This is a genomic window from Meiothermus sp. CFH 77666 (genome assembly GCF_017497985.1).
Taxonomy (GTDB): domain Bacteria; phylum Deinococcota; class Deinococci; order Deinococcales; family Thermaceae; genus Meiothermus.
In genome coordinates, this window is sequence record NZ_JAGDFV010000001.1 from 263,218 (window position 1) to 288,789 (window position 25,572).

Here is a 25,572-nt window from a genome sequence, read left to right on the forward strand (position 1 = left end):
GGACATCTCTACGACGCTGTACTTACTCGCGCACCTCACCAGTATTCATGGCTTGCAAGGCTATACTCACATTGCACAACCCATCGTACGATCACAGGAAATCGCCCAGAATGCGCTCAACCTGGTCGGTCTCGATTAAGAATGCGTCGTGGCCGTGGGGGCTATGAATTTCGCGGTAGATGCCGCCACTCAGGGCGGCCATCTCCCGAACCTCCTGGGCGGTGTATAGGACGTCGGAATTAATGCCCACAAACAAGCTGGGAATCTTCCTGAGCTGGGCCAGAGCTGCCGCAATGCCCCCCCGCCCCCGGCCCACGTCGTGGGTGTCCATCACCTCGGAGAGCACCAGGTAAGCATTTGCATCAAACCGCTTGGCGAACTTCTCCCCCTGGTACAGCACGTAGCTTTCGCCGCGCTCAGGGTGATGCTGCCAGCGCAGCCGGAAGGATTCGGGCGAGCGGAAGGAAAGCATGGCAATGGCCCGGCCAAGCTGCAAGCCCAGGGGCTGCTCGGCGTAGTACCCCCCCTGGTAGCCGGGGTCGGATAGCACCGCCTCCCTCGAGAGCCGGTTGAAGGCGCGGGCCCAGGGGCTGTGTACCGCTGGAGCTGCCAGCACCACCAGCTTATGCACACGCTGCGGATAGAGCAGGGCAAACTCGAGGGCCACCATGCCCCCTAAGCTGCCCCCCAAAAGGGTCACTTTCTCGATGCCCAAAAAATCCAGCAGCCGGGCCTGCGCGCGGGCCAGGTCGCGCACGGTCAGTTTGGGGAAGTCGGGGCCATAGGGCTGCCCGGTCTCCGGGTTGAGGGAAAGGGGGCCGGTAGAGCCGTAACAACTGCCGATGTGGTTGGCGCAGATGACGAAATACTTTTCGGTATCGAGCATCCGGCCCGGCCCGGCCAGCTCGTCCCACCAGCCATCGGGCCCAAAAGCCTGGTCAAGCCTGGGCAGGCTGCTGAGGGTTTCCTGGGTGTAGGTGCCGGCCAGGTGTGCTGAGCCGGTCCAGGCGTGGAACACCAGCACGGCATTGCTGCGGTCGAAGTTGAGCTGGCCGTAGGTTTCATATCGCAAGCGCAGCTCGGGCAGGATACCCCCATACTCGAGGCGGAACCCACCCGCAACCAGGGCCTGGGCCGGCACCGGAGGGGGCACCCGCCCCCGGCTTTTGGGGGGCTTGATCAACAGGGCCTCGTGGTCGCCCCAGGCTTCTTGAATCAGGAGGTCGGTCATGTATGGCTCCAGCGAGCTTGACTTTGGTTCAGACACCCACCCTGGCAGTCAGGGCTTGCTTGAGGTCGGCCTTGAGGTCGTCCAGGGCTTCCAAGCCCACACTGAGCCGCACCAGCTCGGGGTTCACGCCTGCACGGGCCTGCTCTTCGGGGGAGAGTTGGGAGTGCGTGGTGGAGGCCGGGTGGATGGCCAGGGTGCGGGTATCGCCTACGTTGGCCAGGTGCGATACCAGCTCGAGTCGGTTGATGAAGTTTTTAGCGGCCTCGTAACCCGCCTTAAGCCCAAAGGTAAGCACCGAGCCCGGCCTGCCCTTGAAGTACTTCTGGGCTTTGGCGTAGCTGGGGTGATCGTCGAGGCCAGGGTAGTTGACCCAGGCCACCTCGTCCTGCTCGCGCAGCCAGTGGGCCAGGGCCAGGGTGTTTTCCACGTGGCGCTCTGAGCGTAGCGAGAGGGTCTCGAGGCCCAGCAGCAACAGGAAGGCTTCAAATGGCCCCAGGCACTGCCCCTGGTCGCGCAGGCCGTCTATGCGGGCCTTGATAATGAAGGCCAGGTTGCCCAGAGCCTTGTGCAGCTCGAGGCCGTGGTAACCCGGTTGCGGCTCGGTAACCAGCGGGTAGCGCCCGTTACCCCAGTCAAAATTGCCTCCGTCCACAATCAGGCCCGCAATGGCCGCGCCATGTCCCCCGATCCATTTGGTGCCGGAATGGGTCACCACGTTGGCCCCCCACTCAATCGGGCGGAAGAGGTAGCCACCGTGCCCAAAGGTGTTATCCACAAAGAGGGCAATGCCTCGTTCCTGGGCGGCCTGGGCAATCAGCTCAAAGTCGGGGATGTTGAGGGCCGGGTTGCCCAGCGACTCCAGGTACCAGAAGCGGGTTCTGTCGTCCGAAAGACGGATAAAGTCCTCCACGCTCTCGGCGCTATCGGTAAAACGGCTCTCGATCCCCAGGCGGGGCAGCGTGACCTTGAACTGATTGATGCTGCCGCCATACAGGTTAGGGGTGGACACAAAGTTGTCGCCGGCCTGGGCAATGTTGGTAATGGCTAAAAACTGCGCCGCATGGCCCGAGCTGGTAGCCAGGGCGGCCACGCCCCCCTCCAGGGCAGCAATGCGCTTTTCCAGCACATCGGTGGTGGGGTTCATGATGCGGGTGTAGATGTTGCCGAACTCCTGCAGGGCAAAAAGCCGAGCCGCATGGTCGGCATCCTTGAACTGGTACGAGGTAGTGGCATAGATGGGCACCTGGCGGGCGCCGGTGGTGGGGTCGGGGCTGTAGCCTGCGTGCAGTTGAAGGGTTTCGAAGCGGTGTTTTTGCGACATACTGCTCTCCTACCGCGTGAATTTGGGGCGCTTTCGGTAGGAGTTTTGCCTGAAAGCAAAACCCCCTACCAGGCGTTCTTTTATGGCTGGAAGGGGGTCACGATCCGTGCATTCCCTTCTCTTATCTTTCTCGACTGCCAAACTATGCCAAGTTTCGAACGTTGTGTGCCTACAACATTCAGCAGTCGAGCCGGAATTAGCACCGTACAAAAAGGCCCTTGGTGATGAGCAAAGGCTTTTTTGTGGGTTGCTGCGACTTCGCAGGGCCGAATCCCTCCGCCGCTCTGGATAAAAGAACTTTTTGGTTGTGGCCGCGCCCCGGCGCGGATATCAGTGAGTGTAGAGAGATGGGGGAATTCTGTCAACCCGTAGTGCTAAGCAGGGTGTGTCCATGATTCAACCAAAGTCAAAACCAACCCGCAACGTAGCCTCACTTGATGTGATTTGCTTAGCGAATGCCGAATCTCGCAGCGCACAACGAGCAGCGTAAGTGGGGTATTGTGTACGACCTCGAGGCTTGGGTTGAAATGATTTGACGAAGCTCCTACGGCACAAACGGTTTTTCTGCTAGAGCATGACTACTTATTGATGACAGCCCCCAAGGGGGTTGAGGGATTTGCGGTTTGGGTCGATTTTGGGATACGCCCTGTTCAACAGACGGCCACTGTTGTGGTCAGGCGAAGGTTTTCTTGGAGCCGGATGGCTCAAAATATGTGAAGAGCACTCTAATCGGCCTGACCGCTTGCTGCCAGGGCCGCCAGGCTGGCTCTGCGGATCAATCCAAGGTAAGCAGCCGGGGCACGGGCCGGGCCCACGATAACCCCCTGTACGCCCCGGTAACTTCGGGGTAGCTGGAGCCAGCGGGTTTCACTCTTCGCGGCCAGCAACAGCAGCCCAGGCGCCAGCCAGGGCACTGTTTCTGAAGCCAGAGCCGCATCCACCCGTGATTGTATTGCCGAGGCCGGGACATCCTCATGGGGGATGGGCACAAATGATTCGTTAGCCCAGCTCAGTTTATGGGCCAGGTCGTGGAAGGTCTGCCAGTCGTCAATATCAATAAACCAGGGCCCAGCACCCCATTCAACCCGTTCAATCTTTTCTTGATGGGCCTTCAAGACCGCCCGGGCACCTAGATCGCCGCGAAGCTTTAGAACATCTGGAAAAAGCATCCTGGACAAAAAAACGGGCGGGCGTATCTGGCCCTGTTCACTGGCCGCCACCGCGAGCGCTCGAGGGTCGCGGTGCTGGATAGCCTGCTTGAGCTGTGCGAGTTTTTCCGGTGTTAGGGCGGGCATGTCGGCCAGAAACACCAGAACCCCCTGGGCCTCGGCGAGTACCCGCATACCCGCTTTCAGAGAGGTGCTCTGGCCGAATCGGTAATGGCGGTTCAGGACGGTGAGAACCCTGCAGCCCAGTTCGGGCGGCTGCCCTTCCAACCAGCGCTCCACTGCATACCGTGCAACCCTGGCCTCGCGACCCAAAACCACTGCAACTCGGCCATCGGCTACACGCGCAGCATGCTCCAGTACCCGAGTCAACAGGATATGGCCCTCCCCGGCGGGCAGCAGGAACTTGGGAACCCCAAACCTCGAGGCCCTGCCGGCAGAGAGCACGATCGCGTCAATCGGTGGCATATGCGGGGTATTCGCCGAGAAAGCAGGTCGGGGTAGGTTAGGTAGTCTGGCTAAAAAAGCTGAGCCTTCCGAAAAACTTTCAGGCGATCCACAAATCAAAATAACACTGCCAGGACTCTGCACCCTTCGGAGGTTAACCTTTCAGAATCCGCAAGACCCCTCCCACAAGACTACCCTTTGCTTAGACGAAGCCGGAGGTCTGGTGCAAACTGTAATCTCCAGCATGCTCAAGCGGGCTACAAGGTTTTAGATTAGCGGTGCTTGTCAAAAGCAAAAAGGGAGGTTGGACTGCATGATACCTGCGGCCTTTGAGTACAAACGCCCTATGTCCCTCGAGGAGGCCATTAGCCACCTGGCTGAACATGGCTACGATGCCAGGGTGCTGGCCGGGGGGCAAAGCCTGATCCCGGCCATGCGCTACCGCCTGGCCCAACCCTCCGTGCTGGTGGATATCAACAAACTCCCCAACCTGGGATATCTCAGTGAAGAAAACGGGATGCTTCGCATGGGTGCACTCGTACGTGACACCGATGTAGAGTTCAACAAACACATCCAGAGCAGGTATCATCTGATTAGCGATGTTTCGAGGGTGGTGGCCGACCCCATCGTGCGCTTCCGGGGTACGGTAGTAGGTTCGCTCTGCCACAACGACCCCTCCGGCGACTGGGCCGCTGCCGCGATTGCAGCACGAGCCCAGATGGTTATCCAGGGCAAAAATGGGTCTCGAGTTGAAGCCATTGATCAATTTTTAGTGGACAGCTTCGCTACCTCCATTGGCGAAGGGGAAATGGCGATTGAAGCACGCTTTCCAACTCCTAACGCCCTCACTTCGGGCGCCTACGAAAAAATTGAACGCAAGGTCGGTGATTACGCCACCGCTGCTGCCGCCGTGCAGATCGAGCTCAACCCCGATGGAACCATCAAAGAGGCCGGCATCGGCATCACGGCGGTAGCGCATATGGCGCTGAGGGTGGTGGAGGGCGAAAAGCTGTTGCGGGGTCAGAAGCCCACGCTCGAGCTGATCCGGGCCGCCGCCGAGGAGGCCCGCAAAATCGCCAACCCCAACCCCGACGCACGGGGGTCTGCGGAGTACAAGAAAGACATGGCCCGGGTACTGGTGGGCCGGGGTCTGATCAAGGCCCTGCGGCGCTTGAATGTGGTAGTGGCCTGACGACGCTAGGGAGAAAGCATGGAAATCACCCTGAAAATCAATGGTGTTGAAAAGAAGCTAAACGTAGAACCCCGCACCCTGCTGGCCCACGCCATTCGCGATGCAGGGCTCACCGGCACCCACATCGGCTGCGATAGCTCGTCGTGTGGGGTGTGTACGGTGGTGCTCGACGGCAAAACCGCCGTGAAGAGCTGCACCATGTTTGCAGTGATGGCCGAGGGGCACGAAATCACCACCATCGAAGGCATGGCCCAGGGCGGAAAGCTACACCCCCTGCAGCAAGCCTTTTACGATCAACACGGCTTGCAGTGCGGCTACTGCACCCCCGGCATGATTATGGCGGCACATGTACTACTGCAGCACAACCCCAACCCCACGGAAGAGGAGATTCGCTTTGGGCTCTCGGGCAACCTCTGCCGTTGTACGGGCTATCAGAACATCGTCAAGGCGGTGCAACAGGCTGCCCAGATGTTGCAGCAACCCGCAGGCGCCGCCGCAGACGATTAATCGTCACAGGGCAAATAGCTATCGGCCATCTGCTATCAGCACGACTGAAAGGAGCACCAATGGCAGTGGAAACTCCAAACCTCGAGCCCAAGGGTATCCAGGGGATTGGCAAGGCCATCAAACGCAAGGAAGACCCACGCTTCATCGTGGGCAAGGGCAACTACCTCGACGACATTAACCTACCCGGCATGTTGTACATGGCCCTGGTGCATAGCCCCTACGCCCACGCCAGGATTCTGAACATAGACGCCTCCGAAGCCCTCAAAATCCCCGGGGTCAAGGCGGTTATCACCGCAAAAGACCTCGCAGCCGCCGGTCTTTCCTGGATTCCCACCCTGGCCGGCGACAAACAGATGGTGCTGGCCGATGGCAAGGTGCTCTACCAGTACCAGGAGGTCGCGGCAGTTTATGCCGAGACCCGCCAGGCCGCCGCCGACGGCGCCGCTGCCGTGCAGGTAGAATACGAGCCTTTGCCGGTGGTGGTAGACCCCTATAAGGCCACCGCCCCCGATGCCCCGGTCTTGCGCGAGGACATCAAGGGCAACATGACGGGTGCGCATGGCCCCCGCCGTCACGATAACCACATCTGGACCTGGAATGTGGGCTCCAAAGACGAGACCGAAAAAGCCCTGGCGGCCTCTGAGGTCCGCATCAAGCAGCACATGGTCTACCCCCGTAGCCACCCGGCTCCCTTGGAGCCTTGCGGCTGCATCGGCGATATGAACAAGGCCACCGGACGGCTCACGGTCTACATGACCACCCAGGCCCCCCACGCCATCCGCACGGTGCTCTCGCTGGTGACCAAAATCCCCGAGAACAACATCCGGGTCATCTCGCCCGATATTGGGGGTGGGTTCGGCAACAAGGTGCCGGTTTATCCGGGCTACGTGTGCGCCATCGTGGGTAGCATCGTGCTGGGAGCGCCGGTGAAGTGGGTCGAGACCCGCACCGAGAACCTCACCACCACCGGCTTCGCCCGCGACTTCCACATGGACATCGAGATCGGGGCCACCAAAGACGGAAAGGTGACGGCCATGAAGGTCTATACCCTGGCCGACCACGGAGCCTTCGATGCCGCCGCCGACCCCAGCAAGTACCCGGCAGGGCTGTTCTCCATCTGCACCGGCTCCTACGACTTCCAGAAAGCCTACGCCGAGGTGGAGGCGGTTTACACCAACAAAGCCCCCGGTGGGGTGGCCTACCGCTGCTCGTTCCGCGTGACCGAGGCCAGCTACCTGATCGAGCGCAGCATGGATGTGCTGGCGCACGAACTCAAAATGGACCCCGCCGAGCTGCGGCTCAAGAACTTCATCCAGCCTTCCCAGTTTCCCTACCCCTCGACGCTAGGCTGGACCTACGACTCGGGCGATTACGAGAAAACCCTTAAGGTAGCCCTCGAGCGCATTGGCTACGCCGAGCTGCGCAAGGAACAGGCCGAGAAACGGGCCAAAGGTGAGCTGATGGGCATTGGCATCTCCACCTTCACCGAAATTGTGGGAGCCGGGCCTAGCAAGGACTTCGACATCCTGGGCATCAAGATGTTCGACGGGGCCGAAATCCGCGTACACCCCTCGGGTTCGGCCATCGTGCGGGCGGGCACCCGCCACCAGGGCCAGGGCCACGAGACCACCTGGGCGCAGATTGTCTCCGAGGAACTGGGCCTGGATGTGGACAAAATTATCGTGGAGGAGGGCGACACCGACACCGCCCCCTACGGCCTGGGCACCTATGCCAGCCGCTCCACCCCCACTGCGGGGGGTGCCATGGCGCTGGCCGCCCGGCGCATCCGCGAGAAGGCCAAAAAGATTGCGGCACACCTGCTGGAAGTGGGCGAAAGCGATGTGGAGTGGGTGGACAAAAAGTTCGTGGTCAAGGGCGTGCCCGGCAAGAGCGTGACCATGAACGAGGTGGCCTTTGCGGCCTACACCAACCTGCCCCCAGGTCTGGAGCCAGGATTGGAGACCACCTACTACTACGACCCCCCCAACCTGACCTTCCCCCACGGGGCCTACATCTGCGTGGTGGACATTGACAAGGGCACTGGCGAGGTCAAGGTGCGGCGCTTTGTGGCCATTGATGACTGCGGCACCATCATCAACCCCATGATTGTGGAGGGGCAGGTACACGGCGGTCTGACCGAAGGCTTTGCCATTGCCTTCATGCAGGAAATCGCTTTCGACGAGCAGGGCAACCACCTCTCGTCGAACTTCACCGACTACCTGCTGCCCACCGCACTCGAGACCCCCAGATGGGAAACCGGCCACACCGTGACCCCCAGCCCACACCACCCCATCGGGGCCAAGGGGGTGGGCGAGTCGCCCACGGTAGGTAGCCCGGCGGCCTTTGTAAATGCTGTGGTGGACGCACTGGCCCACCTGGGGGTGCGTCACATTGACATGCCCATCACCCGCGAAAAGGTCTGGAAGGTACTGCGGCAGGCCGGGGTGGATTCGTTCTAGCAAGAAACGCCGATAGCCTATAGCTCATGGCATATAGCAAACAAGATGGGTTTTGCTATCAGCTATCAGCTATAGACAATCTCTGAGGTTAGCGCATGAAACTCGAGTACAGCGGACAGGAAAAAGTACAAGCAAGCGCAGAAAAGGTCTGGAGCTTTATCCAGGATCCGCAAAAAGTGGCCTCCTGCCTGCCCGACCTGAAATCGGTCGAGTTCAAGGACGATAAAAATATGGTCGCCACCGTGGGTGTTGCTGTGGGGCCAGTGCGGGGTTCGTTTAAGTTCAATATCGAACTCGACCCCCGTCCCGAAGAAAACAAAATGATGGTTCGTATCCGAGGTGGTGGGCTGGGTAGCGCGGTAGACCTGACCGCCAGCGCCGATATCAGCGGCCAGGAAGACCAGACCACCCTGCTCGACTGGAATGGCGTGGCCAGCGTAAGCGGCCCGGCGGCCACCGTGGGTGGGCGGGTGCTGGACGCCCAGGCTAAGCGGCTCATCGAGACCGTGTTTGCCAACATGGGCAAAAAGATGAGCGAAGTATAGCTTTCCGGGTCTGTGGTCTCAGGCAGAAACAGGGCGACTGGCCTTAGCCTGAGACCGCTGCATTTGTGACCAGCAAATGATTTTCCAAGCCCATCTGGCTTTACCCTGGAATTTACATGGATCTTTACAGCAAAATCGAGGAGCTGCGGCGCAGGGGGGAGTCCTTTGCGCTGGCTACGGTGGTTTCCCGGCAGGCGCCGGTTTCTTCCCACCTGGGCGATAAAGCCCTGGTGTTCGAGGACGGGCGTTTTGAGGGATATGTAGGGGGGGCCTGCTCCCGCGAGATTGTTCGCAAGCAGGCCCTCGAGGTCTTACGGCTCGGCAAGCCGCGTCTGGTCAAAATCACCCCCGAGGCCGCCGCTAAGGTGGTGCTGGAACACGCCGATCAGGTGGTGATTCCCATGACCTGCGCCAGCGAAGGTGCGGTGGATGTTTACATCGAACCCCTGGTCGGAAAGGCCTGCCTGCTGGTGGTGGGCGGCTCCCAGATTGCCCTCACGACAGCGCAGATTGCGGCCCGGATGAACTACCGGGTCACGCTGGCCTGCGATATGCCAGAGCTGGCAGGGGTGAGCCTCGAGTCCGACATTCAGGTGCTGGACTGGCGCGATCTGGAGGGCTGGCTACCCCACCAGAACCCCGCCAAAACCAGCATCGTGGTGGCCTCGCAGGGCCATTACGACGAAGACGTACTGGCCCTCATTGCCAGGTGGATGCCCCAGCCCGCCTACCTGGGCCTGGTCGCCAGCCGCAAACGCGGCGCTGCGGTGCTGGACAACCTCGAGATTCTGGGCGTCCCCAAAACCGCCTTGCCAGGGCTCAAATACCCCGCCGGCCTCGACCTCGGCGGACGCGGGCGCGACGAGGTAGCCATCTCGATCCTGGCCGAAATAATCCTGTACAAAAGCGGGAAGGCGTGGCCTGATAGCGCCGGGGTCGCAAAGGAGAAAATCCCTGTCAACGACCAGACCTCGAGCCAACCTTTGCCTTCCTCACCCCAAAACGACCCAACCGTCCTGAGAGAAATACAGCAGGTAGCATCCATCGCGGCGGAAATTTCAGCAGTTACCAGCACCCCTGCTGCCTACCCAACGCCCCTGCCTCCCGGAATGGCCATAGACCCAACCAGTGGCGAAGTGCTGGAAATCGCCAGAGCGGTGAGCGCGGAGTATCAGGGCCAGACCTACTACTTCAGTTGCCCCAATTGCCGCGCCAAGTTCCTCAAGAACCCCGATAAATACCTGAAAGGCAAGGCATGAGCCAGGCCGAAATTAACCCCCTGCTCACCACCGTCGAGGGCATCCAGGCCGTTCTGCGCGAACGAAACTACATCGCCGACCTGCCCATGGCCACCGCCCTGCGGCTGGTGATGGCGCTACGCAAACCCCTGCTGGTAGAAGGCCCCGCCGGGGTTGGCAAGACCCAGGTAGCCAAAACCCTGGCCGAGGTGCTGGATACCAAGCTTATTCGCTTGCAGTGCTACGAGGGGCTGGACACCGCCCAGGCCCTCTACGAGTGGAACTACCCCAAACAGATGCTGCACATCCGCCTGACCGAGCATACAGGAGCAAGCGTAGCGGAGCGAGAAGCCCAGATTTTCAGCGAGGCCTATCTGCTGCGACGCCCGTTGCTCGAGGCCATCTCGCAGGACAAGCCCCCGGTGTTGTTGATTGACGAAATTGACCGCACCGACGAAGAGTTCGAGGCTTTTTTGCTGGAGCTACTGGCCGAGTTCCAGGTCACCATCCCCGAGCTGGGCACCCTCAAGGCCACCCACCGGCCCTACGTGATTCTGACCTCCAACCGCAGCCGGGAGCTATCCGACGCCCTGCGGCGGCGCTGCTTGTACCTGTGGCAAAACTACCCCAGCTTCGAGAAGGAGGTGGAGATCATCCGTACCAAGCTGCCGGGTATCAACGAGCGGCTGGCCCAGAAGATCGCCACTGTGGTCGCCCATCTGCGCGAACTTCCCCTGAACAAAGCCCCCGGCGTAGCCGAGAGCCTGGACTGGGCCGAAGCCCTGGTCTCCTTGCACAAGGAGTCGCTGGATATGCACATCCTGGAGCAGACCTGGGGCGTGATTCTCAAGGATAAAGACGACCTGACCCTGGTAGAGGCCCACAAGCAGCGCATTGCCGAGCTGGTGGCCTAGGGCCGGCGTTCTGCAGCGCTGGCTTTCAGCCGCCCGCAGGTTGACTAACCAAATGTCCACCTCCGCTGAACCCCTACAGTTCCCGTATGGCAGTCTGCCCGAGAATCTGATTGCCTTTACCGAACACCTGCGGCACACCACCCAGCGCTTCAATCTCGGCCCAGGGGAGGTGCAGGATGCCTTGGAGGCGCTGGGAGCCATCAACCTGGGCAGCCTGCAGGAGGTGCGTCAGGCTCTCAAGCTGGTGCTTTGCAGCAACCTCGAGCAAGAACGGGTCTTTGACGACCTGTTTTTCCAGTTTTTTCTTCCCAGCCGCAAACGAGTCGGGGCCCAGCCCAACTCCCACAAGGCGAGCCCCGGCAGCCAGGGCGAGACCGGCCAAAAAAGCCAGCCCGCCCGCAACACCCCCTCCGAAAACCTTCTCGACCCAAAGAGCCCATTGGCGCAGGGCAAAGCCAAGTTAGCTGAAGACTCCGATAAGAGCGACTGGGCCGCCCCTCTGCTCAAGGCCATGTTCAGCCGCACAGCGGGCAGCGAAACCCCGGAGGTGGAGATCCCTCAGCAAGACCTGGATGAAATGCTCCAGGCTGCAACGCAACTGATTAATCAGGTCAGGCTGGGCCGGAGCCGCCGCTGGGTTAGCACCCCCAAGGGCACTCGTTTCCACTTTCGACGCACCCTGCGCAAAGCTCTCCACACCGGGGGCGACCCCCTTTATCCAGCCTGGCAACGCCATCCCAAACGCCAGCCTCGTTTTGTGTTTGTGCTGGACGGAAGCCGCTCAATGCAGTCCTACTCCGACCGGCTCTTGCAATTTGCATTTGCCCTGCGTATGCGCTGTAACCGGGTCGAGGTTTTTGTCTTTTCTACCAGCCTAAAGCGCATTACCCGGCAGCTCGAGAAAGCGGGAAACCTATCCGAACGCCCCAGGCTCAGTCGGCTGGGCCAGGCCTGGGGAGGTGGAACCCAGATCGGGGAGAACCTGCTCTACCTGGAGCAAAAGTACGGCGGCCTGATCCGGGGCGATAGCATCGTGATTGTTGCCAGCGATGGCCTGGACACCGGAGCACCGGAAGTACTGGACTACGCGCTGCGGCAAATTTATCACCGTAGCGCAGCCTTGATCTGGCTGAACCCACTGCTAAAGTACGACGGCTACAACCCCCACGCCAACTGCATGAAGGCCGCCCTCCCCTACCTGGACAGGTTCTGCGCCGCCCACACCCCTAAGGAATACGCCCAGCTCACCCACCGCTTGCGGCTGCGAAAATAGAGCGCTCTTCATAAGAGCTATCGGGGATTCAGAATCCCTTTGCTGTCTGCATCCCGCTAGCCTTCCAGCAACTTGGCCCAGTCAGTTGGGGGCTGGGGCTGGGTATAGGCAGTGTCCATCTGGGCGAGCTGGAGTTTGCCCGAATACTCCTCGTTGACGGCCTGCCAGTAGGTGTACTCCTCGATCACCCAGATACCGCTTTCGCGGGCTCCGTTCCCGCTGCCGCGCACCCCGCCAAAGGGCAGGTGGGCTTCGGCGCCCACAGTGGAGTTGTTGATGCTGGTCATCCCGGCTTTGATTTCATTCTTGAAGCGGTAGGCCCAGTCGCGGCGGTTGGTGTAGAGCGCGCTGGAAAGGCCGTAGGGGTGAGCGTTGGCGGCCTGGATGGCTTCGTCCAGCCCTTCTACCCGCACCAGGTTGATGGTAGGGCCAAAGATCTCCTGCTCAAACTGCTTCATGCCGGGCCGGGCCTCCCACACCGTTGGCCAGCCGAAATAGCCCGCCTCGGGATCGCCCTTGAAGTAAGGATAGGGGTTTGAAGCGGTAATCCGGGCCTTACCAAATAGAAGCGTAGCACCGTCTTGCTGCCCCCAGGAGTAGTGCTCGATCCAGCGCTCGTAGAGCCGGGTGTTAATGAAGGGGCCATAGGTCACCTCGGGATGCTCGAGGGGGTTCCCCACTACGGTGGCCTCGGCCTTTTCCAGGAAGCGCTTTTTGAACTCGTCGTAGATGGGGGCGTCCACAATAATATTGCCCGCGCTGGTGCAGCGCTGCCCACCGGTGGCAAAGGCACTCCACCAGGCCCCCTCCACGGCCAGCTCGAGGTCAGTGTCGCGCAGTACCACCAGGGGGTTTTTACCGCCGAGCTCGAGGGTCGGGCGCAGCAGGTTGCGGCCCGCCACCTCGCCAATCCAGCGCCCTACCGCCGTACTGCCGGTGAAGGCAAATTTGTTCAGCAACCCTTCGTCCATCAGCTCTACCAGCCACTGCCCCGTAGATTCCTTGCCCTCACCAAACACCACATTGATGACCCCCGGCGGCAGTCCGGCTTCCTCGAAGAGCTTGACAAACACGTAGGAAAGCGCAGGCGAGTCGTCGGAGGGCTTCCAGACCACCGTGTTGCCGGTGAGGATGGCCGGAATCAGCTTCCAGGACGGTACTGCAATGGGAAAATTGCCCGCCGTAATCATGCCCACCACGCCAATGGGACGCCGGAAGGTAAAGAGTTCCTTCTGCTTCATCTCGCTAGGCACGGTCTGGCCATAGAGCCTGCGCCCTTCCGAGGCGAAGAAGATGGCCGTATCAATGGCTTCTTGAACGTCACCACCGGCCTCTTTGAAGGTTTTGCCCACCTCGCGTACCATCAGCCGCACCAGGGTGTCTTTTTCGCGGGTCAGCACCCCGGCCAGGTTCATCAGTACGCCCCCGCGCACGGGGGCTGGGGTACGCGACCAGTCCAGGAAGGCTTTTTGCGCTGCCCTGGCGGCTTTTCGCAAAGTATCCTTGGTTCCTTCCGGGAAGCGAGCGGTCAGGTCGGCCCGGTCGGCAGGGTTGTGGCGCTCGAGGAGCCTGCCTTCAAATACCTCCTCACCGCCGATTAGGTGGCCTATCTCCAACGTGTTGCCATATTTGCTTTTATACGTTTGCATGTCACCTCTCCACAGAGTTGAGCTTGGCCCGCAGGGCCTCAACGGTGGCTGGCGGTACCAATTTGGAGACATCTCCCCCGTAGCGGGCAATTTCTTTGACCATGGTGGAGGAAACAAACGACCACCGGGTAGCTGCCATGATAAAAAACGTTTCGGGGTGGTTGCCGTACTGCCGGTTGAGGTGGGCCATCTGGAGCTCGTTTTCGTAGTCGGATACAGCCCTCAGCCCCTTGACGATGACCTTGGAATTAATCCGCTTCATGTACTCCACCAAAAGCCCGCTAAAGCTATCCACCTCTACATTGGTCATTCGAGCCGTAGCCACCGCCTGTCGGATAATTTCAACCCGCTCCTGTGGGGAAAATAGCCACAGTCCCCGCTTGGAGGGGTTCTCGAGCACCGCCACCGTTACCCTGGTGAAATGCCTCGAGGCCCGCTGAATCACGTCGAAGTGCCCGTTGTGCAAGGGGTCGAAACTGCCGGGATAGACTACGTGCATGTTGCCTCGCTTTCGCGCAGTATCTTCACACAGTCAGGCCCCCAGCGTCAAACACATCGGGCTATGAACGGCAAGCCTGCTATCTTTCTCATCCGACCGTTTCGGCCTCGACGATGGTAAGGGTATTGAAACCGTACTCCCGGCGCTCACCCATGGGCAGGGTCAGGTCGGAGGGATGCTGCAAAATGTAGAGGCCATCCGGTTCAACAATCCGCGCCTCGAGCAGCCGCTCAAAGTCCTGCAGAAGGTCGTGGGGATAGGGCGGTGCCATAAAGGCCACCGTGAAGTGCTGGCCGCGCCGCTTTGCATCCTGCAAATAACGCTCCACCGCCACCCCTTCAATCCGAACTTTGAGGCGGGCTTTGCTGGCATTCTCACGCAGGTACTGAATGGCCTGGCGGTCTTTTTCCACCAGGGTGGTTTCAAAACCCTCCGAGGCGGCCTCGAGGCCTATCGCACCGCTGCCTGCGTACAAATCCAGAAAGCTGCCCCTGCGGGGATAACGAAAACGCAAATAGTCAAACAGGGCCTTGCGCAGCCGCACCGGGCTGGGTCTCGCCGATTCCGGCACCTTTAGCGCAACCCCTTTCGCTGCTCCACCCAGAATACGCAACACCGCGATACCCTTAGTTCACTGCCCCGGAACCCGGGTCGGAATCTGTACAATGTCTGGGCTCCGGAACCAGATCTGGCATTGCACATTGCGGCTTTGGGTAGGCTTGACCTGCACTTCAAAACGGCTACTGGCCCCGTTGGGCAGACTACGCACTGCGATTGGGGCCGAATTGGTGCCATAAACCCGACGATTGGGCACCCCGTTCACGGTGGTGACCTGCTTGTCGGTTACCCGCAGGTTGATTCGCACATTGTTCAGGGTTTGGCCAGACTGGTTGACCACCGTGCCCTTTGCCACCATTGCGCCGCCGGCATTCAGGGCGCAGCTCCACTCGCTAACCCGCAGTTTATAGACCGTACTCTGGGCCTGAACCAGTCCTGCCACCAGTAGCAACCCGGCATAAAGGATGACTCTCTTCATAAGGCAATGCTATCAGAGAACGGATTCAACCCTACACCATGTCCCAACCCTCTAGCATTGACTGGCAGCACTCAACGGGGGTTTGGAACGAGCGTAGCAATTTGCACCACTCGAGGATTGCGAAACCACAACTCACAACGATTGACCGAGTCAAAGCCGGTGCGAACTCGCACCTCAAATAGCGCCACTTCGCCCGGCATCAAATTGCGATCTTGTAAAGCTGCTGAATTGGTCGCCATGCGAAGCCCCGGCCCGATCACCCGCACACTGGCCCTCAGGTCTTGCAATGGCCGGGGGCTAATATTTCTGACCGTGCCCTGAACCAGAACCCCTCGAGAAAACGCTTTGCAACTCCAGGAAACAACCCGCAGACGATAAGCGCTGGACTGTCCCAGCACCATTCCACCAACGGCTAGGGTCAGGAACAAAACCAGCAAGCGCTTCATGAGTGTGGTGGCCCAACTTTGTTTCAAATCAAGTCCAGCATCCTATCAGGCGGTACTTCGCCAGCAGTTTACTGCAGAACTGAGTTTCGCAAAACGTTATTTGAAGGCTGTGAGAGTATTTCCGTAGCGATGAGGCAGATTACAAAAACTCTCTTCCGTTTGAAGAGGAGCATAGATAAGGGCAGCGCAACCGCAAAGTGCACGAAAGCCTCCCGTGCACTGTAGGGGAGGCTGGAGGGGTCAGTGAAATGTGCGCCGTCCTCAGTAAAAAACTACTCCCTAAAAAAAACAAAACCTCACTTTCCGTGAGGCTTTTCTGGTCGAGGAGACTGGATTCGAACCAGCGACCCCCTGCTCCCGAAGCAGGTGCGCTACCAGGCTGCGCTACTCCTCGCAACAACCAACTAGTGAGTATAGAGCCCCATCGCCTCTTTGTCTATATTGGCCGTTTCCGCCAGGCTTTTATCGTTCCCTTTGACTCTCTCGTGATGTGAGGAAGACGGCAACACCGCAGGCTAAGTTGCGCCCGTATAGGGTCTAGAGATGAATCCAGGCTGCGCTAGAAAATCATGCTCCAGGCGCAATACCCGAACGATTTTCGATCATGCCATTATCCAAAACATAGGCGGGAGGCACTTAGCTCGGTATTGGTTTCGCCAAATAGGACATTTCTGATGGCAACCCGGTGTACCGGCTGAGGGCGCTGTGACCAAGGCTTTGCTGCAAATGATGAGAGCCCAGGTTTACACGAACCTAACTCAGAACGATGGCGTGCATGGCACAAAAACCCAGTCAATAGCGTCATTCTGAACACAGCGAGGAATCTGCTGCGCTACCATCCCCAACATTCGCCAGCCTTGCGCCGTGCCAGATTTCTCGTAGGCTAGCGCCTCGGAAATGACAGGTGTGTTTGTTGTTGGCTTCGATGATCCGTGCGCCATTGACGCAGCCACTCTCAGGAAGTTTATATACGCAAATAAGCATGTGAGCAACATCAAGAAGTTCTTAATCACTTCCTTGACTTTGAGGTTTTATCTGTTCCGTATCGTTAGCATGGGTGTCGTAATCTTAGCTCAGAAGGCGGTGGGTGTTTCAAAATCTGAGGTGGGTTGGGTATGCTGAAACCTTTTCTGTGGCTATTTCTTCTTACCGCCCTGGCCGCGTGCAACGGCAACAGTGAAAGCATTACGCCCCCGGGTGGGCCTACCCCCACCCGCTCGGGGCTCTGGTCAGACCCCAACATCTGGCCGAGCAAGAAGGTGCCTGCTGAAAGAGAAGTGGTCAGCATCCCACCCGATCTAGCCGTAACCCTGGACGTAAGCCCGCCGCCCTTGAAGGGGCTAACGGTTTACGGGGTTCTTAGATTTGACGACAAGGATCTGGAGCTCAAAGCCGACTGGATTATGGTGCACGGAAGGTTGGAAATTGGAACCCCCAACCAGCCTTTTCGACGTCGTGCGGTAATTACCCTCACCGGCAACAATCCGGCCGAAGATCAGATGGGCATGGGCACCAAGGTTCTCGGGGTGATGAGGGGCATCCTCGAGCTTCACGGTGAACCGCGCAAGGGCTGGACCAGACTGGCCCAAACAGCCGCCAAAGGCGCGACCCAGATCACGGTACTGGACGCCAGGGACTGGCGGGTAGGGGATCAGATTGTGATCGCCTCAACCGACTTTGACCCCCGACAGGCGGAGGTCAAGACCATTACGGCCATCGCTGGCAATACCCTCACCCTCGACTCTGCCCTCAAGTACCCACACTTTGGCAGCGTCACCTTCGATGTTGATCAGCGGGCAGAAGTGGGCCTGCTCTCCAGAAACGTGCGGATACAAGGGGATGAGTCCTCCGCCAACACCGGATTCGGTGGGCACATCATGGGTATGATGGGCAGTTTTATGCGGGTTTCGGGGGTCGAGCTGTTCCGCATGGGCCAGCTTGACCAGCTCGCACGCTACCCCTTTCACTGGCACCTGATGGGCGAATCGCCGGGCCAGTACATCAAAAACAGCTCCATTCATCAAAGCTTCAACCGCTGCGTTACCGTACACGGAACCAGCCAGGTAGAGGTTGTGGGCAACGTTGCGTACAACAATATCGGTCACTGCTATTTCCTGGAAGATGGCGCCGAAAGCAAAAACCTCATTGAGGGCAATCTGGGTATATGGACCCGCAAGCCCGACACTTCCAAAGGGCAAAAAGGGGTCATTCCCACCGATCGCACTCCGGCTACTTTCTGGATAACGCACCCCAACAACATCGTTCGCAACAATGTGGCGGCTGGCTCGGAACACACCGGCTTTTGGTATGCCCTGCCCGAAAACCCCACCGGCCCCTCGGCCACCACCACCATCTGGCCCCGTCGCACCCCGCTGGGCGAGTTCTCGGGCAACGTGGCCCACTCCAACTGGGACGGCCTGATGGTAGACCGCGGCCCCAATAAAAACACCCTGGAATCCGAAACCACCATCTACAACCCCCGCACCAACCCCGCGGATGCACAGAACCAGTGGGACAACACCAAAAACCCCCCAGTGGTGGCGGAATTCAAGAACTTCACCGGCTACAAAAACCGCGGCAATGCCATCTGGCTGCGCGGCACCAACCACAAAGTCACCGGGGCCCGGCTTTCCGACAACGCTATCGGGGTCACCTTCGCCTCCTGGGAGACCACCCTCGAGGACTCGCTGATAGTAGGTGACAGCGACAATAAAGGCTTCCCCGAGAGCTGGGAGTTCCGCGGCGCGGATGGTCGCAGCCTGCCCCGGCCCTGGGCCATAAGCAACGGAGGCCCTATCCAGGACAACTTTCCCATCCGTGGCTTCGAGTTTTACGATGGCAAGATCGGCTTCCGCAATGTTCAGTTTGTGAACTTCCAACCCCTGCCAATCCAGAATGCCCAGGGCGGCCAGAGCGCAATTCGCGAGGCCGGGGCCATGAGCTACCTGCGCTTTACCGATTTTTCCATTGACAGCCGCAACTTTGCCGAAGGGGCCCACTTTACCAATGCGAAGCCGGTCTACCTGCCGCCGCGCCCTGAGCCCACCCCGGAGGAGATCGCCAACGACGATACCTCCGACGGCTACCGGGGTAGTGTGTTTGTAGATGCCGACGGCTCGGTGAGTGGGAAACGTGGCCATGCCGTTGTGCTGAATACGCCCTTCCTGCTGGACACTAACTGTGAAATTCGCTCTGAGTGGAACGCTGGCATCTGCAACTACAGCTACGGGCGGCTTTACATCTACAACGAAAGCGGGGGCGGCATCGCCCCGGTCTCGCTCACCCGCAACGACGGTAGCAATCGCGTTTTCCGGATGTGGGGCACACCCAAAGGCGGCGACAACACCCAATTCGGGGCTACCGTATTCAAGGGCCGCAGTTATAACCTGGGCGTTTCCGGCAGCATGCCCGCCAGGCTCAAGCTGCGGTTTGACAATAGCCTGCCGGGAGAGTTCGTTATCGTGGCTATGCCTTACAGTGGGGAACCCTTCATCTACCGCGACTACTGGATAGACAACCGCAACAAACTGCCCCGCGCAGCCTCCAGGGCCGAGTTTGATAGCAGCAATGGAGACCGCTACTGGAGCGAAGGCGGAAGTGTGTTTGTGAAGTTGGTAGTACGTGATCAACCAGGCCGCGACTGGGCTGTGCTGGATATTTGCCGTAACGACCTGTGCAGGTGAGGGAAATCGTGGCTGGATGAAACGGCTCAGGTGCTAATCCATCAGGGTTTTTTCCTGGAGCAACGCGGCCAGACCACTCTCATCCAGTATGGGAATCCCCAACTCTTGGGCTTTGGCACGTTTTGAGCCCGCACCCGGCCCCGCTACCACATAGCTGGTTTTCTTGCTGACCGAGCCGGACACTTTGGCGCCAAGGGCCTCCAGTTCGCGCGCCACCTCATCCCGGGGGCGAGACAGTTCTCCGGTAAGCACAAAGGTCAGCCCCTCAAGGGCGTTGCTTTTTTGCCTCTCTCTGGCCTCAAAACTAACCCCGGCGGCCCGCAGGCGCTCAATAAAACGACGCATCTCGGGTTTGGCAAGGGCATTGTGGATAGCCTGGGCGGTGACCTCGGCAATGTCCGGCACGGCGTCGAGCTCCTCTACGGTGGCGGAGAGGATTTTGTCCAGATGGCCAAAGCGCCTGGCCAGGGCCCTGGCGGTAGCCTCGCCCACCTGCGGGATGCCCAGGGCAAATAACAGCCGCTCGAGGCCCCGGCTTTTGCTGCTCTCAATCTGATTCAGCAGGTTCTGGGCGCTTTTCTCCGCCATGCGCTCGAGGGCAGTTAAGTCCTCCTTGCGAAGCCGATACAGGTCGGCAGCATCCCTGACCAGGCCAGCCCCCAGCAGCTGCTCGATAAGCTTTTCCCCCAGGCCCTGGATGTCCATGGCCCGGCGGCTCGCAAAGTGGCGGATAGACTCAAAGGCCTTGGCCGGGCATAAGGGGTTGGGGCACAGGTGAATCTTGCCGGACAGCACTAGCTCGCTCTGGCACTCCGGACAGTGGCGGGGCCATTCCACAGGTGTATGGCCCCTGGGCGCTTCGGTGATGACCCGGAGCACCTCGGGAATCACCCCGCCGGACTTGTGCACAAGCACCGTGTCGCCAATCCGCAGGCCCAGCTCCTGCACAAAGCTTTCGTTGTGAAGCGTAACCCGGCTAACGGTGGAGCCATCCAGCGAGATGGGCTCGAGTTCCGCTACCGGCGTGACCCGCCCCGTGCGCCCTACCTGAAAAACCACATTCACCACCCGTGTGGGCTTCTCCTCGGCAGGGAACTTGTAGGCAATGGCAAAGCGGGGGGTTTTGGCGGTATAGCCGAGTTCCGACCAGAGCGCCAGGTTATTGAGTTTGACCGTCACCCCGTCGGCTTCAAAAGGCAGCTTGCGGCGCTGGGCCAGCATGGCCCGATACCCCTCCTGAACCCCCTCCACCCCCCGCACCACCCGGTAGTGAGGCTCCACCGAAAAGCCGAGTTGGCCAAGTTTTTCCAGCAAATCCCGCTGGGTGGCCACCCCAAAGGTCTCGGGCCTTCCCACCCCATAAAACAAACCCCGCAAGCCCCGGCTAGCGCTGACCCGGGGGTCTTTTTGACGCAGGCTGCCCGCCGCAGCGTTGCGGGGGTTCTTGAAAGGGGCTGCACCCTCCTCTTCCAGTCTGGCGTTCAAATCCAGGAAGGCTTGAATGGGTAAGTAGATTTCACCCCGAACCTCGAGGCTCAAGGGTTCAGGCAGCTCTCGAGGGATGTCGGCAATGGTGAGTAGGTTTGGGGTAATGTCCTCTCCTACTGCGCCATCGCCACGGGTCAGACCCCGCCGCAGCAGGCCATTGCGGTAGATTAGATTAACCGAAAGACCGTCAATCTTGTACTCCAAAACATATTCTCGGGGTTCTGCGCTGCCCAGGGCGCGGTTGATGCTGGCCTCAAAGTCCTGGATGTCCTCAGGGCCAAAAGCGTTCCCCAAGGAGTACATTCGGGTGGGGTGGGGCACGGCTTCAAAGGTGGTCTCGTAGAGCAAGCTCCCCACGGTCTGGGTAGGCGAGTCTGGGGTTACCAGCTCTGGATGCGCTTCCTCGAGTTCTTTCAGTTCACGTAACAGGCGGTCATATTCGGCATCGGAAATCTCCGGGTCGTCGAGTACAAAGTATCGGTAGTTGTGGTAACGGATTTGCTCTCGTAGCTCGGCAATTCGCTGCTTAGGCGTAGACATAACACGATGGTATCATTTTGTTCAAGAAGATTGTGTAGCTTCGCAGTAGGCTTGCCCACGCTCACAAATCGCCCTAAGGCACGCTAGGTTCTTTTGTCAAGCCCCTTTCATGCCTCATGGGTTCTGCTCTATAATGCCGGAGGCTAATAGCCAGTTAAAAACTTGTGTGATTCACAAGTAAACGGAGGCGAATCGCATGAAGAAACTCGTAGTGTTCGGTGCTGCCGTTGCCGCCGCGTTGGGTCTGGGACTATCCCAGGATATTCGCGTCGGCATGGCTTTCGACGCAGGTGGTAAAAACGACCGTAGCTTCAACCAATCCACCTTCGAGGGCGCCCAGCGGGCCGCCAAAGAGCTGGGGGTCAAGGTCTTTGACTTCGAGCCCGGCGACCCTGGCCAGGTGGGTCAGGGCATCCGCCGTTTCGCCGAGGAAGGCTTCGACCTGATCGTGGGGGTCGGCTTTGCCAACGAACCTTCCATTACCCGTAACGCTCAAGAATTCAAAAACATCAAGTTCGCCGTAATTGACTCGGTGCCCTGCGAAGGCAAGTGCGACAACGCAGTTGGACTGGTCTTCCGTGAGCACGAAGGTAGCTACCTGGTGGGCTACATCGCAGGCCGCACCACCAACACGGGCGTGGTCGGCTTTGTGGGTGGCATGGACATCCCCCTCATTCACAAGTTCGAGCAGGGCTATCGCGCCGGGGCCATTGCAGGTATGCGCGAGCGCAACATTGCCAACCCCCGGGTGCTCATCAACTACGTGGGCAACACCCCTGCCGCCTGGAACGACCCCGGCAAGGCCAAGGAAATTGCAAACGCTCAGGCCAAGCAAGGTGCGGACATCATCTATGCCGCTGCGGGTGCTTCGGGCCTGGGCGTGCTGGACTTTGTGAAGCAGCAGCGCTGCTTGAAGCAAGCCGATCTCCCTTCCGGCGTGCGCTTCATCTCCAACAACGGTTCAAACGTTCCGCGCTACGCTGCCTACAACCAGTCCTGCCCTGCCGCCACCACCCGTCCGCTGTTCATGGTGGGTGTAGATGCCAACCAGAACTACTTGGGTGATACCGACAACAACCCCCGCACCCTCAACCACGTGCTCACCTCCATGCTTAAGCGGGTGGATGTGGCCACCTATGATGTGATCAAGTCTGTCAAGGACAATACCTTCAAGGGTGGCGTGCGCGAGTTTGGTCTGAACAACAACGGCGTGGGTTATGCGCTGGATGACTACAACCGCGCCCTGATTCCGCAAGCGGTCATTAATCGCCTGGCCGTGTTGCGCAGCCAGATCATCTCCGGTGCCCTTAAGGTGCCTGACAAACGCTAGGTGTCTTCATAGTGCAACGCTCAGGGGTTCTCCCTGAGCGTTTTTTTGCACCCGGCCTTTAGCTTTCGACTGTGCGTCCGGGCAAGCCTTGCCTGTATGATTAGGCACATGAACAATCTCGCTTCCCCCCCCGGCTCGCACGAAAAGGGTGCGGTGGCCCTCGAGCTCAAAGACATCACCAAACGCTATCCTTTGGTGCTGGCGAACGACCATATCTCCCTGGATGTGCGCTGGGGCGAGGTACTGGCGGTGGTAGGGGAAAACGGGGCGGGAAAATCCACCCTGATGAAAATTGTCTACGGCCTGGTCAAGCCCGACCAGGGTGAGATCTGGGTCAACGGGCAAAAAGTGCAGATTAGCGAACCCGGCGACGCCATTGCCCAGGGAATTGGCATGGTGCATCAGCACTTCATGCTGGTAGATCCGTTTACGGTGCTGGAAAATGTGATTCTGGGCTCGGAGCCCACGCAAGGGGCGCAGCTCAACCTGGCCCAGGCCCGGGCCGAGGTCGAGGCTCTGATGAAGGAACTCGAGTTCGACCTGCCCCTCGATACCCCTGTAGAAGAACTGCCGGTGGGCTTGCAACAAAGGGTTGAAATCCTTAAAGCCCTTTACCGTAAGGCTAAAATCCTGATTCTGGACGAACCCACAGCAGTGCTGACACCGCAGGAAGCCGACGAGCTTTTTGACTTCCTGCGCCGCTACGTGAACCAGGGTAACGCCGTTATTTTCATAAGCCACAAGCTGGCCGAGGTCATCAAGCTCTCCCACCGCGTAACCGTCATTCGGGATGGCAAGGTCGTGGGTACGGTCAACACCACCGAGACCAACGTAGCCCAGCTGGCCCGCATGATGGTGGGGCGCGAGGTGATTTTGTCGGTGGATAAAACCGAAGCCAGGCCCCGCGAGGTGGTACTGAAAGTTTCCAACCTGACCATCCCCGGCAAAGACAAAAAGCACCGCCTGAATGGGGTGTCGTTCGAGGTACGGGCGGGCGAGATTGTAGGCATTGCAGGCGTGGAGGGCAATGGCCAGACCGAGCTGGTGGAGGCCATCACAGGCTTACGGCCTTATGAAGGCACTATTCAGTACGAAGGGCAGACCCTCCGGCCAAACGCCCGGGTTGTGCGTGAGTGGGGAGTATCCCACATCCCCGAAGACCGCAACGCCCGGGGCCTGGTGCTGGACTTTACCACCCGCGAGAACCTGATTCTAGGAGACCATTACCGCAAGCCCAACGCAGGCTTTCTGGGCTTCATTGATGCCGACCAGATCGAGGCCAGAGCCCGTGAGATTGTGGAGCAGTTCGATGTGCGCCCACGCAGCACCGAGCTGGCAGCCCGGCGCTATTCGGGGGGTAATGCCCAAAAAATCATTGTAGGGCGCGAGTTGAGCCGCAAGCCCAGGGTGCTGGTGGCCGCCCAGCCTACCCGCGGGGTGGACATCGGAGCCATTGAGTTCATCCACGAAAATATCGTCAAGGCCCGGGACGCAGGCATGGCCGTGCTGCTGGTCTCCGCCGACCTCAACGAGGTACGCTCGCTGGCTGACCGCATTCTGGTGATGTTTGAGGGCCGCATCATGGGCGAACTCAAAGCCAGCGAGGCCAGTGAGGAAAAGCTGGGGCTCTTGATGGCGGGCATTACAGACTAGCCGCGTTTCATACAAAGTCCATCTGATACCAACTGCAGGCGTACAACCAACTTTCTGTCACCCCAAGATACGTAGTGGGTTTCCAACCCCTATCCCCTACCCCATGCTCCCTGCCAACCCTTTCCTACGCAATGCCCCTACAGAAAGTGTTCAGGCAAAAGGGGGTATGAGCCGCTTGGCTTCCCCCTGAGCGGGAGAACAAGAGCGTTCATTCGGATCAGGCTTTGTGCAATCAGGAATGCGGAGTGGGGCCGTTATCCTTGAAAACCTCGGCGCTGGCTTCCCAGTAGGTTGCCATATCCTCGGCCAGCGCACGAGCACGGCGCAGGGTTTCGGGATCCTCGGTGCTGTGTGAGAGACCCATCAGGTTGGCGACCATATCGGAGAGCTTCGTGAGCAGCCCTTGCAGGGCTTCTTGTTGAGCAGCGCTGAGCTGTTGCAGGTTCTTGAGGGTGGCGGGGCTGGCCCCCACCAGGGGCCCCCGGCCTTTGCGCTGGTCGGCCAGTGAGGCCTCGAGGGCGCGGTAACGGGCCAGACGACGTTCAAACTCGGGCAGAATGTCCTGGTCTACCTGCTGTAAAACATCTTCTACCTGGCGTCGGAAACTGGGAGCCTCGAGCAGATCAATCTCCCGGGCCAGTGCGTTGCGGCGCTCCAGGGCTTTCTTCATCAGGGGGTCGTCCTCTATGGCGGGGGCCAGACGGCGCTCGAGCTGGGTCGCGCTCATGGCCAGCCAGGCCAGCAGGGTAATGAACAGGGGCACCGGCCAGGCCGTGCGGTAGGGCTCGAGGCTCTGCACAAACAGCAGGGCAGCCACCACCCCCAGGCCCAGCAGCAGAATCCAGATTGCCGGAGGCCGACGCCCTGCACGCAACACTCGCCAAAGCATAGGTACAGCCTAGCAAATCAGCTACGGAGTAGCCGCTCATCCAGGCTACTGTTTTGTCCAGGACAA

At 59.5% G+C, this 25,572-nt stretch carries 20 protein-coding genes, 1 tRNA gene and 1 riboswitch; of the genes, 10 read left to right on the top strand and 11 right to left on the bottom strand.

Translation table 11 applies throughout. The features are described from left to right. Positions 1-91: 91 nt before the first annotated feature. The 3 genes from metX to J3L12_RS01210 form a co-directional block, all read right to left on the bottom strand. Entirely contained in the window at positions 92-1,231 is a 1,140-nt protein-coding gene (gene metX, locus J3L12_RS01200) for a homoserine O-acetyltransferase (protein WP_208013202.1), read from the bottom strand. A gap of 28 nt (positions 1,232-1,259) precedes the next feature. After that, positions 1,260-2,552 (bottom strand): PLP-dependent transferase, encoded by a 1,293-nt coding sequence (locus J3L12_RS01205; protein WP_208013203.1) that lies wholly within the window; start codon positions 2,550-2,552, stop codon positions 1,260-1,262. Between the two features lie 118 nt (positions 2,553-2,670). Then, positions 2,671-2,847, bottom strand: a riboswitch (SAM riboswitch). Between the two features lie 430 nt (positions 2,848-3,277). Beyond that, entirely contained in the window at positions 3,278-4,186 is a 909-nt protein-coding gene (locus tag J3L12_RS01210) for a nucleotidyltransferase family protein (protein ID WP_208013204.1), read from the bottom strand. A gap of 292 nt (positions 4,187-4,478) precedes the next feature. Here J3L12_RS01210 and J3L12_RS01215 point away from each other — a divergent pair, with 292 nt between their 5' ends. The 7 genes from J3L12_RS01215 to J3L12_RS01245 all read left to right on the top strand — a co-directional run bounded on the left by J3L12_RS01215 (position 4,479) and on the right by J3L12_RS01245 (position 12,293). Beyond that, entirely contained in the window at positions 4,479-5,357 is an 879-nt protein-coding gene (locus J3L12_RS01215; protein WP_208013205.1) for a xanthine dehydrogenase family protein subunit M, read from the top strand. 18 nt (positions 5,358-5,375) lie between these two features. Beyond that, entirely contained in the window at positions 5,376-5,864 is a 489-nt protein-coding gene (locus J3L12_RS01220) for a (2Fe-2S)-binding protein (RefSeq protein ID WP_208013206.1), read from the top strand. Positions 5,865-5,923: 59 nt separating this feature from the next. Next, positions 5,924-8,323, top strand: a complete 2,400-nt coding sequence (locus tag J3L12_RS01225; RefSeq protein WP_208013207.1) for an aerobic carbon-monoxide dehydrogenase large subunit — start codon at positions 5,924-5,926, stop codon at positions 8,321-8,323. A 95-nt stretch (positions 8,324-8,418) separates the two neighbouring features. Continuing rightward, positions 8,419-8,868 (top strand): carbon monoxide dehydrogenase subunit G, encoded by a 450-nt coding sequence (locus J3L12_RS01230; protein WP_208013208.1) that lies wholly within the window; start codon positions 8,419-8,421, stop codon positions 8,866-8,868. Between the two features lie 116 nt (positions 8,869-8,984). Further along, positions 8,985-10,127 carry an XdhC family protein gene (locus J3L12_RS01235; RefSeq protein WP_208013209.1) on the top strand — a complete coding sequence of 381 codons (1,143 nt, stop codon included), beginning with the start codon at positions 8,985-8,987 and terminating at the stop codon, positions 10,125-10,127. Continuing rightward, on the top strand, positions 10,124-11,020 hold the full coding sequence (locus J3L12_RS01240) for a MoxR family ATPase (protein WP_208013210.1): 897 nt from the start codon (positions 10,124-10,126) through the stop codon (positions 11,018-11,020). Before J3L12_RS01235 ends, J3L12_RS01240 begins: the two co-directional genes overlap by 4 nt. A gap of 52 nt (positions 11,021-11,072) precedes the next feature. After that, positions 11,073-12,293, top strand: coding sequence for a VWA domain-containing protein (locus tag J3L12_RS01245; protein WP_208013211.1), 1,221 nt, complete (start codon positions 11,073-11,075; stop codon positions 12,291-12,293). 56 nt (positions 12,294-12,349) lie between these two features. Here J3L12_RS01245 and J3L12_RS01250 read toward each other — a convergent pair whose 3' ends face one another. The 6 genes from J3L12_RS01250 to J3L12_RS01275 all read right to left on the bottom strand — a co-directional run bounded on the left by J3L12_RS01250 (position 12,350) and on the right by J3L12_RS01275 (position 16,317). Beyond that, on the bottom strand, positions 12,350-13,942 hold the full coding sequence (locus J3L12_RS01250) for an aldehyde dehydrogenase family protein (protein ID WP_208013212.1): 1,593 nt from the start codon (positions 13,940-13,942) through the stop codon (positions 12,350-12,352). A gap of 1 nt (position 13,943) precedes the next feature. Beyond that, positions 13,944-14,441, bottom strand: a complete 498-nt coding sequence (gene coaD, locus J3L12_RS01255) for a pantetheine-phosphate adenylyltransferase (RefSeq protein WP_208013213.1) — start codon at positions 14,439-14,441, stop codon at positions 13,944-13,946. A gap of 88 nt (positions 14,442-14,529) precedes the next feature. After that, on the bottom strand, positions 14,530-15,057 hold the full coding sequence (locus tag J3L12_RS01260) for an RsmD family RNA methyltransferase (RefSeq protein WP_208013214.1): 528 nt from the start codon (positions 15,055-15,057) through the stop codon (positions 14,530-14,532). Positions 15,058-15,072: 15 nt separating this feature from the next. Next, the gene (locus J3L12_RS01265; protein ID WP_208013215.1) at positions 15,073-15,477 is read right to left on the bottom strand and encodes a hypothetical protein; all 405 of its coding nucleotides are present in this window, start codon (positions 15,475-15,477) and stop codon (positions 15,073-15,075) included. 71 nt (positions 15,478-15,548) lie between these two features. Then, positions 15,549-15,923 carry a hypothetical protein gene (locus tag J3L12_RS01270; protein WP_208013216.1) on the bottom strand — a complete coding sequence of 125 codons (375 nt, stop codon included), beginning with the start codon at positions 15,921-15,923 and terminating at the stop codon, positions 15,549-15,551. Positions 15,924-16,240: 317 nt separating this feature from the next. Beyond that, a tRNA-Pro gene (locus tag J3L12_RS01275) sits at positions 16,241-16,317 on the bottom strand. 721 nt (positions 16,318-17,038) lie between these two features. Here J3L12_RS01275 and J3L12_RS01280 point away from each other — a divergent pair. Further along, a complete protein-coding gene (locus J3L12_RS01280; RefSeq protein ID WP_208013217.1) occupies positions 17,039-19,606 on the top strand; it encodes a G8 domain-containing protein in 2,568 nt (855 codons plus the stop codon). 33 nt (positions 19,607-19,639) lie between these two features. On the opposite strand, the gene ligA is transcribed toward J3L12_RS01280, so the two are convergent. Then, positions 19,640-21,634, bottom strand: a complete 1,995-nt coding sequence (gene ligA / locus J3L12_RS01285) for an NAD-dependent DNA ligase LigA (RefSeq protein ID WP_208013218.1) — start codon at positions 21,632-21,634, stop codon at positions 19,640-19,642. Positions 21,635-21,830: 196 nt separating this feature from the next. Here ligA and J3L12_RS01290 point away from each other — a divergent pair, with 196 nt between their 5' ends. Next, positions 21,831-22,964: a BMP family ABC transporter substrate-binding protein gene (locus J3L12_RS01290; protein ID WP_208013219.1), complete on the top strand. Its 1,134-nt coding sequence runs from the start codon at positions 21,831-21,833 to the stop codon at positions 22,962-22,964. 108 nt (positions 22,965-23,072) lie between these two features. Further along, a complete protein-coding gene (locus J3L12_RS01295; RefSeq protein WP_208013220.1) occupies positions 23,073-24,617 on the top strand; it encodes an ABC transporter ATP-binding protein in 1,545 nt (514 codons plus the stop codon). A gap of 232 nt (positions 24,618-24,849) precedes the next feature. On the opposite strand, the gene J3L12_RS01300 is transcribed toward J3L12_RS01295, so the two are convergent. Then, the gene (locus J3L12_RS01300; protein ID WP_208013221.1) at positions 24,850-25,506 is read right to left on the bottom strand and encodes a hypothetical protein; all 657 of its coding nucleotides are present in this window, start codon (positions 25,504-25,506) and stop codon (positions 24,850-24,852) included. Positions 25,507-25,572: the final 66 nt, after the last annotated feature.